We start from the raw sequence: 13368 nt of genomic DNA, 5'->3' as shown, positions 1-13368 counted from the left end.
TCGCCGTCAAAGTACCATTCGCGCAGTGTAAGTGCTTCGTTTTGCAGCGGGACTGTGCCCTTTTCCCAGCCGTTTTTTATTTCCCCTGCCCATAATACGCGTTTGCGCCGTGCTTGCGCAGGTAGTGCTTATCGAGAAGCTCCTGCTGCATGGGCGGGATTGTGGGGTCAAGCACGAGGTTGTGCCATGCCATGAACGCGAGTTCCTCGAGGACGACGGCGTTATGCACGGCGTTCATGGGGTCTGTACCCCATGTGAACGGGCCATGGCTGTGGACGAGCACGGCGGGGATGTCGTCCGGGGACTTATCCTTAAACGTCTCGATGATGACGGTACCGGTCTCCTTTTCATAAGCGCCGCCGATCTCCTCAGGCGTCATTTTGCGCGTGCAGGGAATTTCGCCGTAGAAATAATCGCCGTGTGTGGTGCCGAGCGCCGGGATGCCGCGGCCGGACTGGCTGAACACGGTCGCCCAGCGGCTGTGCGTGTGGACAACGCCGCCGATGTTCGGGAATGCCTTGTAGAGCTCGACATGTGTGGGCGTATCGGACGACGGATTAAGGTCGCCCTCCACCTTTTTGCCTGTGTTCACATCGACGAGCACCATGTCCTCGGGGCGCAGGAGGTCGTACTCCACGCCGCTCGGCTTAATGGCCATGATACCGCTTTCGCGGTCGATGCCGCTGACGTTACCCCACGTGAACGTGATGAGCTTGTATTTCGGCAGCAGCATATTTGCCTTGTAGACTTCTTCTTTCAGTTTTTCCAGCATGGTGTTCTCCTCCTGTATCCGGTCAAATGAGTTTATAAAGCTTTGCGCCGTGCGGCTCTATTTTAGCGGAAAGCGTTTTTGTGAATGCGGTCTTCTCCCCACTCCAGATCTCCTCTGCGTGCGTTTTATCGGTGAATTCCGACAGCTCGGCGCTGACAACGGCGCGGTTTTCCGTGAGGTTGAAAAGTGCGATATACGGCGTGCTGCCTACGAAATTGAGCCACGCGGCTTTTGTTTCGTCGCGGAAAAGCTGCAAAGGCGTGGTGCCGTTTTGGTTGAGGTTTAAAAGCTCGTCATTTGTGAGCAGGCTCAGCGTGAACGCGTCATTATCGCGCATTTCGCCGCCCATGATGAGCGGCGAGCGGAAAATGCCCCACAGCGTCATCATGGTGATCTGCTCGGCGTGTGTCAGGTTCGTATTGTGCCCTATGCCGTCCGCCGCGATGGTGATATGCCCGAGCGGCAGCATGTCGCAGTCCGGGAACTGACCGGGCTTTACGTGCGCCTGCCAGCGCTCGCACCGCCAGAACATTTCTTTGAGGGAGTCCCAATTATCCCAGAAATCGTCCGTGATGCGCCACATGTTCGCGTTTTTCGCAAGATGCCATGCTTCTTCCAGCACAGCCGGACCGGGCGAAAGGCTGAGCACCATATCGCGCCCGCAGCGGTCAATGGCGCGGCGGATCATCTCGATCTCGCGGCGCGCGGAATACGGCTCGAGCGGAGTGATCTTCACGTTGCAGATGTCATCGACCTTGACGTAATCGACGCCCCATGAAGCGTAGAGCTCAAAGATAGCGTCGTAGTACGCTTGTGCGCCGTCACAATCAGCGTCAACGCCGTACATATCGGTGTTCCACGCGCAGATGGAGTTTGCGTGAGCGATGTCGCGGCAAGTGATGTTCGTGCCCTTTACAGGCAGGGCGCGATGCACGGCGAGACGCGGTACGCCGCGCATGATGTGGATGCCGAATTTCAGGCCGAGTGCGTGAATCTGGTCGGCGATGGGCTTAAAGCCCGCGCCGTTTGCGGCGGAAGGGAAACGGTTTTCCGCCGGGATGAGGCGGCCGAATCCGTCCATGCACAGCTCTGCGAAACGGTTATACTCCCAGTGGCGCTGCCCGGCCTCCGGCTCGTACCACTGAATGTCGCACACGACATACTGCCAACCGTGCGCTTTTAAGTGCTCTGCCATATAACGCGCATTGCCCAAAAGCTGCACTTCATTGACGGCGGGGCCGTAGCAATCCCAGCTGTTCCAGCCAAGCGGCGGCTTTAAAGCAACGCGATCTTTTTTGTAATGCATAGTGTATCCTCCGTAGGAAATAAGCTCAGTTTCATTATAGCAACTTGTCTGCACAAATCAAGCGCAAAAAAGAGACTGCGCAGGTTTTGCACAGTCCCCTTTGACTTCGTTTGAATTACTTTTTAAGCAGCTTTTTGAGGCGCTCCATGGCTTCCTGTGTCTTTTCCAGCGTACCGAACGCGGTAAGGCGGAAGAAGCCCTCGCCGTTTTTGCCGAAGCCGCTGCCCGGCGTGCCGACGACCTCGGCTTCGTTCAAGAGATAATCGAAGAATTCCCAGGAGGTCATGCCGTCCGGCACCTTATGCCAGATGTACGGGGAATTTTCGCCGCCGGTGAACCACACACCCATCTCCTTGAACGCATCGACCATAACCTTGGCGTTCGCACGGTAGTAGTTGATGACGTCCTTCACCTGCTGCTGGCCTTCGTCCGTGAAGACGGCCTCGGCGGCGCGCTGGGTGATGTAGTTGACGCCGTTGAACTTTGTGGCCTGACGGCGCGCCCACAGCGTATTGACCTTGGTGCCGTCCGAAACAAGCTCATCGCAGATAACGGTATAGCCGCAACGCACACCGGTGAAGCCTGCGGTTTTCGAGAACGAGCAGAACTCGATGGCGCACTTTTTCGCGCCCTCAATCTCGAAAATGCTGTGCGGGAGATCGTCATGCGTGATGAACGACTCATACGCGGCATCAAACAGGATAACAGCGTTGTTTTTGAGCGCGTAATCGACCCACGCTTTGAGCTGTGCTCTGTTATACACGGCGCCGGTGGGGTTATTCGGCGAGCAGAGATAGATAATGTCGGCCTTGACGTTTTCATCCGGCATACCGAGGAAGCCGTTCTGCTCGTTTGCGTCGAGGTAGATCACCTTTCTGCCGGACATGACGTTCGTATCGACATACACGGGATAGACCGGGTCCGGGATGAGGACGGTGTTATCGTCTGCGAAGATATCGACGATATTGCCGACGTCGCTCTTTGCGCCGTCGCCGACGAAAATTTCGCTGAGCTTTAATGCCACGCCGCGCTTTGCGTAATAGCCTTGAATGGCTTCACGCAGGAAATCATAGCCCTGATCCGGCGAATAGCCGTGGAATGTCTCCTTGTGCGCCATTTCATCCGTTGCTTTGTGCATGGCTTCGATGACGGCCGGAACGAGCGGCTGAGTGACATCGCCGATGCCCATGCGGATGATGTGGTTATCCGGATGCGCCTCCGTATAGGCGGCGACTTTCTTTGCAATGGTCAGAAACAAATAGCTTTCCTGAAGGTTTGCGTAGTTTTGGTTGAGTTTCATGCCGGTTTCTTCCCTTCTTTTTATACTTGGACCTTTTTTATTTTCATTACCGTCTCTTATGCGTTCTTTTCCCTCTTATGGAGTGATGCGCCGACAAAGCCGAGGAATAACGGATGTGCCTTATTCGGACGGGACTTGAATTCCGGGTGGAACTGCACGCCGATGCAGAAGTCGTTCTGCGGCACTTCCACGGTCTCGACGATCCTGCCGTCCGGCGAGGTGCCGCTGATGACCATGCCTGCTTTTGTGAGTGTCTCTCTGTAATCGTTATTGAACTCATAGCGGTGGCGGTGGCGTTCATCGATATGCGAAACGCCATAGCAGCGCGCCATTTGCGTGCCCTCCGCGATCTCGCACGGGTAGCTGCCGAGGCGCAGTGTGCCGCCCATATTGATGGTGCTGGACTGGTCCGGCATGAAATCGATAACCTTATTGAGGCCGTACTCGTCGAATTCGCCGGAGTTTGCATCTGCGATGCCGCACACGTGGCGGGCATACTCGATGACGGCAATCTGCATACCGAGGCAAATGCCGAGGTACGGGACGTTGCTCTCTCTTGCGTACTGTGCGGCATAGATCATACCCTCGATACCGCGGTTGCCGAAGCCGCCCGGCACAAGGATACCATCGCAGCCCTTGAGCATTTCAGCAGCGTTTTCCTGCGTGATGAGCTCGGAATCGATCCAATTGATTTCGACCTTCGTGCCGTGCTCATAGCCGGCATGGTTGAGTGCTTCGACGACGGAAAGGTATGCGTCATGCAGTTTGATATATTTGCCGACAAGGCCGATGGTGACGGTCTTTTTGCGGCTGCGGATCTTCTCTACCATGCGGCTCCACTCGGCCATATCCGGCTCTTTTGTCTTGAGGTTCAGCTCGCGGCAGACAACGCTGGAGAAATTGTTTTTCTCCAGCATAATCGGCGCTTCGTACAGCACCGGGATCGTCATGTTTTCAATAACACAGTCCGGCTTTACGTTGCAGAACAGGGCAATCTTGTGGAAAATGCTCGGATCGATCGGCTCATCGCAGCGCAGGACAATGATGTCCGGGGAGATGCCCATACCCTGCATTTCTTTTACAGAGTGCTGGGTCGGTTTCGACTTATGCTCGCCGGAGCTTTTGAGGTACGGCACAAGCGTGACATGAATGAAAAGGGAGTTTTCCTTACCGACCTCGAGCGAAACCTGACGAATGGCTTCGAGAAACGGCTGGCTTTCGATATCGCCTGCCGTGCCGCCGATCTCGGTGATAACGACGTCTGCATTCGTCTTGTGGCCGACGCTGTAAATGAAGTTCTTGATCTCGTCCGTGATGTGCGGGATGACCTGAATGGTCTCGCCAAGGTACTCGCCGCGGCGTTCCTTGTTGAGGACGTTCCAGTAGACTTTGCCGGTCGTGAGGTTGGAGAATTTATTCAGGTCTTCGTCGATGAAGCGCTCGTAGTGGCCGAGGTCAAGGTCGGTCTCTGCGCCGTCCTCGGTCACGTAAACTTCGCCGTGCTGGTACGGGCTCATGGTGCCCGGGTCAACGTTGATGTACGGGTCAAGCTTCTGTGCGGCGACTTTTAACCCTCTCGCCTTTAAAAGACGGCCAAGCGATGCCGCCGTGATGCCCTTACCGAGACCGGAAACCACGCCGCCGGTTACGAAAATGTACTTTGTCATAGAACTTACCCCTTTCTTTTTTACAGTGAAACTTTTATATTTTTCTTTGACTGAGAAACCTATATTTCTCCAATACCCTATTTCATTTTATTAAAAGCCGTTTTCGGCTTTTTTACAATTAAATTTCTACGATGCCGGTAAAAACCGTGTCGGCGCTGCCGGTCATCTGCACGCCGTCATCGGTATAATGGATGACAAGGTCGCCGCCGCGCAGCTTGACGGTAATATCTTCGCCCTTTTTACAGTAGCCGTTGAGACACGCCGCAACGGCAGACGCACACGCGCCGGTGCCGCACGCCATGGTTTCGCCGCTGCCGCGCTCCCACACGCGCATTTTTAAGGTGTGGTTATCCAGCACCTCGATGAACTCCGTATTGATGCGCTCCGGGAACTTCTCAAAGTGCTCAAAATGCGGGCCGATCTTCTCGAGGTCGATCGTATCGGGATCTTTGCCGAAAATGACGCAGTGCGGGTTGCCCATGGAAACGCAGGTAACTTCGTATTCTTTGTCAAGGACGGTGATCTTCTCTTTGACGGCAGTATCACCCGGGAAATCGACCGGAATCTTCGCGGGCACGAGCTCCGCTTTGCCCATATCGACCGTGACAGTGGTAACTTCGCCGTTTTCGACATGCACGCGGCAGATTTTGATGCCGCTTTTTGTCTCGATATGCAAAACGTCTTTCTTCGCGATGCCGCTGTCGTAGACATACTTTGCAACGCAGCGGATGCCGTTGCCGCACATCATGCCCTCACTGCCGTCGAGGTTATACATGCGCATTCTCGCGTCGGCCACATCGGACGGACAAATGTAGATGACGCCGTCGCCGCCGATGCCGGTGTGGCGGTCGGAAAGATAGATTGCGAGCTCGGCGTAGTTTTGAATATCATTTTGGAAGCAGTCAATATACACGTAATCATTTGCACAGCCGTGCATTTTGGTAAACGTGATCTTCTGCTTTGCCCCGGTGTCCGGCACGCGCGTATAGTGGTCGATGCCCGAGCCGTTTTCCGCTTTTTTCAAGTACTTGTTCATGGAATTTCACCGCTTTCTCTTGAATTTTTACCTTTTATCTTCTTCAAATTTTTAGAAAAAATTTCTGATTTTATTTTTAAAATGTTTTTCGGCGCTCCGCAAAAATGCGGAACGCCGAACTATTTAACATCAATTAGACTTCTACGACACCGTCGAAGACCTTCTCTGCGCCGCCGGTCATGAGCACTTTCTCATCGGTGTAGCGCACGGTGAGGTCGCCGCCCTTTAAGATGACGCGGATGTCCTCGCCTTTTTCGCACTTGCCGTTGAGCGTTGCCGCGACAACAGCCGCGCAAGCACCTGTACCGCAGGCCATCGTTTCGCCGCTGCCGCGCTCCCAAACGCGTACCTTAAGGGTGCGCTCGTCCACGACCTCGATGAACTCGACGTTGACGCGCTCCGGGAAGAGCGGGTTATACTCGAACTTCGGGCCCATGGCATTGAGATCCAGCTTATCGATGGACGGTGCGAACACCGCACAGTGCGGGTTGCCCATGGATGCGCAGGTGATGTAATACTCGTGACCGTCGATGATGACAGGCTTGTTGACGACCATGTCGCCTTCGAGCTTTACGGGCACCTGCTCCGGGCGAAGCGCTGCCGCGCCCATATCGACCGTAATCTTGTACGCCTTGCCGTTCATCGTCATGATGCTGCAAGACTTGATGCCGCTCTTTGTCTCGATATTGATGACAGGCTTTTTCACGATGCCGTTGTCGAAGAGGTACTTTGCGACGCAGCGGATGCCGTTGCCGCACATGAGACCCTCGCTGCCGTCGCGATTGAACATACGCATCTGAGCGTCTGCCACATCGGACGGGCAGATGAGGATGACACCGTCGCCGCCGACGCCGTTGTGGCGGTCGGACAGGTAGATGGAGAGGAACTCCGGAGAGGAAACTTCGTTTTCGAAGCAGTTGATATAAATGTAGTCGTTGCTGCACGCCGACATCTTGGTGAACGGCAGCTTGACCTTTTCTTTTTTGAGGTTGTTGATGTCCACAATCTCCGTGTTGTACGGGGTGTAGCGGCTCATCAGGCTGTCCGCGAGGGCGTTTGCGGTATCGATGGCCGTGAGGCACGGGATGCCGAGCAGCGCCGCTTTTCTGCGGATCTTAACGCTGTCGCGTGCGGGGTTTCTGCCCTTTGCGGAGGTGGAGATGATGTACGCCAGCTTACCGCTTTCAAGCAGCGTAATGGTGTTGACCGGGCTTTCGTGAATCTTATCGACAATCTTCACGGTGAGGCCGAGCTTTGCAAGCACGCTTGCGGTGCCCGTCGTGGCGTAAAGCGGGAAGCCCATTTTGTCGAATTTCTTCGCGATCTCGCCGATCTCTTTCTTATCGCCGTCGCGGACGGTGATGAACACGCCGCCCTTTTTGTTCATCTTGCTGCCGGAGGCGATGAGGCCCTTATAGAGCGCCTCCTCAAGGTTGTTGCCGATGCCGAGCACTTCGCCAGTGGATTTCATTTCCGGGCCAAGCTGGGTATCGACATCCGTAAGCTTCTCGAAGGAGAAGACCGGCACCTTGACGGCCGTATACGGCGAAGTCGGATAGAGGCCCGTGCCGTAGCCGAGGTCGGTGAGCTTCATGCCGAGGCTGACCTTTGTAGCGAGGTCGCACATAGGCACGCCCGTGACCTTGCTGAGGTACGGAACCGTTCTCGATGCACGCGGGTTGACCTCGATGACGTAGATTTCGCGGTTCATGATGATGTACTGCAGGTTGATGAGGCCGATGGCCTTGAGCTCCGTGCAGAGCATTTCGGTCGTCTTGACAATCTTCGCGCTGAGCTCGTCGTCGATGTCCTTTGCCGGGTAGACCGCGATGCTGTCGCCGGAGTGGATACCGGTGCGCTCTACGTGCTCCATGATGCCCGGGATGAGGATGTTCTCGCCGTCGCAGATGGCGTCGACTTCAATCTCGGTGCCACTGAGGTACTTATCGATGAGCACCGGGTTATCCTGCTTCTGGCGCAGGATAATCGCCATGTATTCGTTGATGTCTTCATCGCCGTATGCAATGATCATGTTCTGACCGCCGAGCACGTAGGACGGACGCATGAGCACCGGATAGCCGAGGTCGTGTGCGGCTGCGAGGGCTTCCTCCGTCGTCATAACGGTGTGACCCTTCGGGCGCTTGATGTTGCAGCGTTCGAGCAGTTCTTCAAAGCGCTCTCTGTCCTCTGCGGCATCGATGCTGTCGGCGCTTGTGCCGATGATCGGCACGTTGTTTTTCGCAAGCGTCTTTGTAAGCTTGATGGCCGTCTGGCCGCCGAACGCGACGACAACGCCCTTCGGCTTTTCGATGTTGATGATATTCATAACGTCTTCGGCGCACAGCGGCTCAAAGTAGAGTCGGTCTGCAGTGTCGAAGTCTGTGGAAACGGTTTCCGGGTTGTTGTTGACGATGACGACTTCATAGCCGAGGCGCTGGAGAGACTCCACGCAATGGACGCTGGCATAGTCGAACTCGATACCCTGACCGATACGGATCGGGCCGGAACCGAAAACCATGACGGTCTCCTTGCCGCTTTTGCCGATGAACTCCATCGCTTCGTTTTCACCGCCCTGCTCCGGCGTATCGTAGGTGCCGTAGAAATACGGTGTGGTCGCAGCGAACTCGCCTGCACAGGTATCGACCATTTTGAAGGTCGCTTCGTGACGGAAGGTCGGCTTTGTGCCGCAAATACGCGTGAGGGCTTCGTCCGTGTAGCCGAGTTTCTTGCCGCGCGTATACTGTGCGTGCGTGAGCGGCTGATCCTTAATCTCGCGCTCATACGCGAGCAGGTTATTGAGCTTTTCGAGGAACCACATGTCGATCATCGTGAAGTCGTGGATCTCTTTGGTGGTGACGCCGCGCTTCATGAGCTCGTAGATGGCGAACAGGCGCTCGTCCGTCGCGTCTTTTAAAATCTGCCACAGGGCACTGTCCTCGTAGTTTGCGAACTTCGGCATGTTGAGCGTATCGAGCGAGATTTCTGCACCGCGCACAGCCTTCATGAGGGCCATTTCAAACGTATCGGCGATGGACATGACCTCGCCGGTCGCCTTCATCTGCGTGCCGAGGTTGCGCTTTGCGTAGACGAATTTATCGAACGGCCACTTCGGGAACTTGACCGCCACATAGTCGAGCGCGGGCTCAAATGCTGCGTAGGTCTTGCCGGTGACGGCGTTGACGATCTCATCGAGTGTATAGCCGATGGCAATCTTCGTCGCGACCTTTGCAATCGGATAGCCGGTCGCCTTAGATGCCAGTGCGGAGGAACGGGACACACGCGGGTTGACCTCAATGACGGCGTACTCAAAGGACGTCGGGTGCAGCGCGAACTGGCAGTTGCAGCCGCCCTCTACGCCGAGCGCGTCGATGATGTTGATGGCCGCAGTGCGGAGCATCTGATATTCTTTATCGGAAAGCGTGACCGCCGGGGCGATGACGATGCTGTCGCCGGTGTGGACGCCGACCGGGTCGAAGTTTTCCATGGAGCAGACCGTGATGACGTTGCCCTTGCTGTCGCGAATAACCTCGAACTCGATCTCCTTCCAGCCCGCAATGCTCTTTTCAACGAGGATCTGGGTGATCGGCGAGAGCGCAAGGCCGTTTGCCGCGACCTCCATGAGCTCTTCGCGGTTATCGACGATACCGCCGCCGGTGCCGCCGAGCGTGAACGCCGGGCGGATGATAACGGGGTACGTGATCTCTTCCGCAAACTCCAGTGCGTCCTCTACCGTGGTGACAACCTTGGACGGGATGCACGGCTGACCGATGCTTTCCATCGTATCCTTGAACATCTGACGGTCTTCCGCCTTATCGATGGTCTCCGGGGAAGCGCCGAGCAGGCGTACGTTGTGTTCCTTCAAAAAGCCTTCCTTTGCAAGCTGCATGGAAAGCGTGAGGCCGGTCTGGCCGCCGAAACCGGAGAGGATGCTGTCCGGCTTTTCTTTTTCGATGATGCGCTTGATGGTGGGCAGCGTAAGCGGCTCGATGTAAATGTGGTCCGCCATGGCGTTATCCGTCATGATGGTCGCCGGGTTGGAGTTGACGAGCACGATCTCGATGCCATCCGCTTTCAGAGCACGGCACGCCTGAGTGCCGGCGTAGTCAAATTCCGCCGCCTGACCGATGACGATCGGGCCGGAGCCGATGACGAGAACCTTTTTAATGTCTTTATTCAATGGCATAGCTGTAAACAATCCTTTCTATACTGCTCTGGGTACTGTTTATTTTCCCATCATCTCAAAGAATTTATCAAAGAGGAACGCGGTATCGCGCGGGCCGCCGCAGGCTTCCGGGTGGAACTGCACGGAAAAAGCGGGGATTTTTTTATAGCGCACGCCCTCGCACGTTCTGTCGTTTACGTTGTTGAAATATTCGTCGGCAATCTCGGGGTCGATTGTGGAGGACACGACCGCGTAGCCATGGTTCTGGCTGGAGATGTAGACGCGGCCGGTCTCGAGGTTCTGCACCGGCTGGTTTGCGCCGCGGTGACCGTACTTGAGCTTTTCGGTCTTAAAGCCGTTTGCAAGCGCCAGCAGCTGGTGACCGAGGCAGATGCCGAAGAGCGGTTTGCCCATGTTCATAATCTTCTTGAGGTTTTCAATGACCTCGATGTTATCCGCCGGGTCGCCGGGGCCGTTTGAAAGCATCACGCCGTCAATATTAAGAGCTTTCAATTCGTCTGCCGTCGTGTTGTACGGGCATACAATGACCTCTGCCCCGCGCTTTTCGAGCTCGCGGCGGATGTTCTCCTTGTAGCCGTAATCCATGAGCGCCACGGTGCATGTTTTCTCCGGGTTCTCACGGCGCGTCATCTCGGTGACGGAGGTGCTTTCCACCGCGTTTGTCACGCGGTAGCTGTGAATCTTATCCATATCGACATGCGTAAGCTCTGTTGTGATCATACCGTTCATGACGCCGCTTTCGCGGATGACCTTTGTGAGGGCACGTGTATCGATGCCGCAAAGGCCGATGACACCTCTTTCTTTAAAAAAGGTGTCAAGATCACCCTCCGAACGGAAATTGGAGGGCGACTGACACCATTCTTTTACGATATAACCACAGGGACCGATGATCTTTCCCTCAAAATCGGAGGGGATCACGCCGTAATTGCCGATGAGCGGAAATGTCTGGACGACAATCTGCCCGAAATAGCTCTTATCGGTGAGCGTTTCGAGATAACCTGTCATGCCGGTCGTGAAAACGACCTCAGCCGTTACTTCGCCCGCCGCGCCGAAGGATTCGCCGCAGAAGACCTTTCCGTTTTCGAGTACCAAATATGCTTTGTTGCCCATAACGTACGTTCCTCTTTCCCTGAAATAATTACTCTTTTCTGCTGTATGCAATCTATGTCAAAGCTGCGGTGCAGCCCTGTACGCATTCATTTACGTATAGGTTTTCAGGATATTTTCCGCAACATCCTTTTTCGATGTGCGCATATCCATTGCCTGTTTTTCAATATAGCGGTGCGCCTGCTGCTCGCTCATGCGCAGGTATTCCACAAGGATACACTTTGCACGCGCCACAATGCGCACTTCTTCCATTTTGGTTCTGAGCTTCTGGTTTTCCCGGTCAAAGTGCTGCCAGCGGTTCTGCGTGGCGATGAGCAGGTGAAGCGCCTGATAAAACAGCGGGCGCGAAAGCGGCTTTTGCACCGTCAATATGCCAAACGGCTCCATTTTGTCGTTCACCTGATCGAAAAGCTCCGCTTTTGCAATGACCATGACACCGGAAACGAATTTTTCTGTGATATACTCTGCCAACTCGTGCCCAAATTCATCTGGGAGCGGTGTGTTGATGACCACAAGGTCGTAGCTGCGCCGCAAAAGCAACCGCCGGGCGTCTCCGCCGCTGAGCGCCGTTGTCATGGGCGCAAACTCGCGCGGGGAAAGCAACTCTGTGATATACGCCGCACCTTTTTGCGTGCCGGACACGATGAGGACGCTGTGCTGAATGATCGCATTCATGCCCTGTGCCCCCTTGTTTTACACATCTGCGGGCCCGTTACCGAACGTGCGGATATACGTCTTTACGAAATACTCCGGGAACACGTTGCGGACAAAGCTGCTCTTTGCGAAAATTTGCAGCGCTTCTTCGGCAGACTTCGGCAGCTTGCCGCAGGTTTCGCGCGCAAGATCGGGCTTTGGCAGCTTCGTCTTTTTGAGGTAGCCGTCAAGCCCCGCATAAATGAGCGCAGCGTACGCAAGGTACGGATTCGCAGTGGAATCGGGCGAGCGCACCTCTATTGTGCTGCTGCCTTCCTTTTTATACGCAAAGCACCGGCGGCTCTTCTCCGACCAAGAGATGAACTCCGGCGCACCGAACGCACCGAGGCGTTTATAGGAATCCGCCGTGGGGTTCAAAATGGCGGTAATTTCTGCAGCGTGCTCCAGAATGCCTGCAAGGAAATACTCGGAACAGTCGCCCATCTGCATGCGCGGCGTTAGCGTGATGTGGAAGCCGTTGCCGTCCTTACCCGGAATGGGGTTCGGCGCAAACGACGCCGTAAGGCCGTTTCTCGACGCCATGGTCTTCACAACAGACTTATACGTAATGACATCGTCTGCGGACTGAATGGCAGAGCTGTGCTGAAAATCGATGATGTTCTGCCCCGGGCCGCCGCTGTGGTGCGAACTTTCCGGCGTGACACCCATATCCTCGAGTGTCAGGCAGATCTCGCGGCGTACGTCCTCGCCCTTATCCTCCGGCGCGGCATCCATAAAGCCCGCGTTGTCAAAGGGGATAGCCGTTGCATTGCCGTTTTCATCGTTCTTGAAAAGGTAGAATTCGTTTCTTGCCCCAAATTCAAATATTATACCATGAAGTTTTGCAATGTCAACCGCTTTTTTCAGGATGCCGCGGCAGTCGATGTCGAAGCCGGTGCCATCCGAACGGCGAATGTCGCAGAAAAAGCGCACGACGCGCCCGTGTGCGGGCCGCCACGGCAGGAGCGACATGGTGGAGGTATCCGGCACCAAAAAGAGCTCGCTGTCCGCCTCTTTTTCAAAGCCCATGATGCGCGAAGCATCAATGGGAATGCCGCCCTCGAACGCAGAAGCCAAAAGGCTCGGCTGAATGGCGATGATCTTCTGTCTGCCGAAAATATCGCAGAACGCCATTTTGATGAACTTAACGTCGTTATCTGTGATAAACTCTGTGACCTCGGACTCCGTATACTGCATGCCGAACCCTTCCTTTCTTTTTTAAAAGCGCGTTTCAAACATACAAATACGCGTGAAATCCGGTGTTGCCGTCTTTCACGCTGTACCTGTTCTTCTTTTCTGCCGCA

Annotated in this window: 9 protein-coding genes; all 9 read right to left on the bottom strand. The window is 55.1% G+C overall.

All coding sequences use genetic code 11. The features are described 5' to 3' along the window. Positions 1-76 precede the first annotated feature (76 nt). The 9 genes from araD to ACI0CA_RS06430 all read right to left on the bottom strand — a co-directional run bounded on the left by araD (position 77) and on the right by ACI0CA_RS06430 (position 13261). Positions 77-772, bottom strand: coding sequence for an L-ribulose-5-phosphate 4-epimerase (gene araD, locus ACI0CA_RS06470; protein WP_308448186.1), 696 nt, complete (start codon positions 770-772; stop codon positions 77-79). A 22-nt stretch (positions 773-794) separates the two neighbouring features. After that, on the bottom strand, positions 795-2078 hold the full coding sequence (locus tag ACI0CA_RS06465) for a glycoside hydrolase family 27 protein (RefSeq protein WP_446806440.1): 1284 nt from the start codon (positions 2076-2078) through the stop codon (positions 795-797). A gap of 115 nt (positions 2079-2193) precedes the next feature. Next, positions 2194-3378: an LL-diaminopimelate aminotransferase gene (locus tag ACI0CA_RS06460; RefSeq protein WP_308448184.1), complete on the bottom strand. Its 1185-nt coding sequence runs from the start codon at positions 3376-3378 to the stop codon at positions 2194-2196. A gap of 56 nt (positions 3379-3434) precedes the next feature. Then, the gene (locus ACI0CA_RS06455; RefSeq protein ID WP_417105281.1) at positions 3435-5045 is read right to left on the bottom strand and encodes a CTP synthase; all 1611 of its coding nucleotides are present in this window, start codon (positions 5043-5045) and stop codon (positions 3435-3437) included. Positions 5046-5163: 118 nt separating this feature from the next. Beyond that, positions 5164-6081, bottom strand: a complete 918-nt coding sequence (dapF, locus tag ACI0CA_RS06450; protein ID WP_308448182.1) for a diaminopimelate epimerase — start codon at positions 6079-6081, stop codon at positions 5164-5166. Between the two features lie 133 nt (positions 6082-6214). After that, on the bottom strand, positions 6215-10264 hold the full coding sequence (gene carB, locus ACI0CA_RS06445) for a carbamoyl-phosphate synthase large subunit (RefSeq protein ID WP_176821274.1): 4050 nt from the start codon (positions 10262-10264) through the stop codon (positions 6215-6217). Between the two features lie 39 nt (positions 10265-10303). Continuing rightward, entirely contained in the window at positions 10304-11374 is a 1071-nt protein-coding gene (locus tag ACI0CA_RS06440; protein WP_308448181.1) for a carbamoyl phosphate synthase small subunit, read from the bottom strand. Between the two features lie 90 nt (positions 11375-11464). Further along, positions 11465-12046, bottom strand: a complete 582-nt coding sequence (locus ACI0CA_RS06435; protein WP_308448180.1) for an ANTAR domain-containing response regulator — start codon at positions 12044-12046, stop codon at positions 11465-11467. Between the two features lie 18 nt (positions 12047-12064). Further along, positions 12065-13261, bottom strand: coding sequence for a glutamine synthetase family protein (locus ACI0CA_RS06430; protein ID WP_417107977.1), 1197 nt, complete (start codon positions 13259-13261; stop codon positions 12065-12067). Between the last annotated feature and the right edge of the window lie 107 nt (positions 13262-13368).

The organism is Hominenteromicrobium mulieris (assembly GCF_046197855.1).
Taxonomy (GTDB): domain Bacteria; phylum Bacillota; class Clostridia; order Oscillospirales; family Acutalibacteraceae; genus Hominenteromicrobium; species Hominenteromicrobium mulieris.
Note: the sequence above shows the minus strand (reverse complement) of the source record. Positions and strands in the feature narration are given on the sequence as shown.

Bases quoted from the DNA above. Each gene is read 5' to 3' on its own strand.
- araD (WP_308448186.1), bottom strand. From the start codon at position 772: ATGCTGGAAAAACTGAAAGAAGAAGTCTACAAGGCAAATATGCTGCTG.
- ACI0CA_RS06465 (WP_446806440.1), bottom strand. From the start codon at position 2,078: ATGCATTACAAAAAAGATCGCGTTGCTTTAAAGCCGCCGCTTGGCTGG.
- ACI0CA_RS06460 (WP_308448184.1), bottom strand. From the start codon at position 3,378: ATGAAACTCAACCAAAACTACGCAAACCTTCAGGAAAGCTATTTGTTT.
- ACI0CA_RS06455 (WP_417105281.1), bottom strand. From the start codon at position 5,045: ATGACAAAGTACATTTTCGTAACCGGCGGCGTGGTTTCCGGTCTCGGT.
- dapF (WP_308448182.1), bottom strand. From the start codon at position 6,081: ATGAACAAGTACTTGAAAAAAGCGGAAAACGGCTCGGGCATCGACCAC.
- carB (WP_176821274.1), bottom strand. From the start codon at position 10,264: ATGCCATTGAATAAAGACATTAAAAAGGTTCTCGTCATCGGCTCCGGC.
- ACI0CA_RS06440 (WP_308448181.1), bottom strand. From the start codon at position 11,374: ATGGGCAACAAAGCATATTTGGTACTCGAAAACGGAAAGGTCTTCTGC.
- ACI0CA_RS06435 (WP_308448180.1), bottom strand. From the start codon at position 12,046: ATGAATGCGATCATTCAGCACAGCGTCCTCATCGTGTCCGGCACGCAA.
- ACI0CA_RS06430 (WP_417107977.1), bottom strand. From the start codon at position 13,261: ATGCAGTATACGGAGTCCGAGGTCACAGAGTTTATCACAGATAACGAC.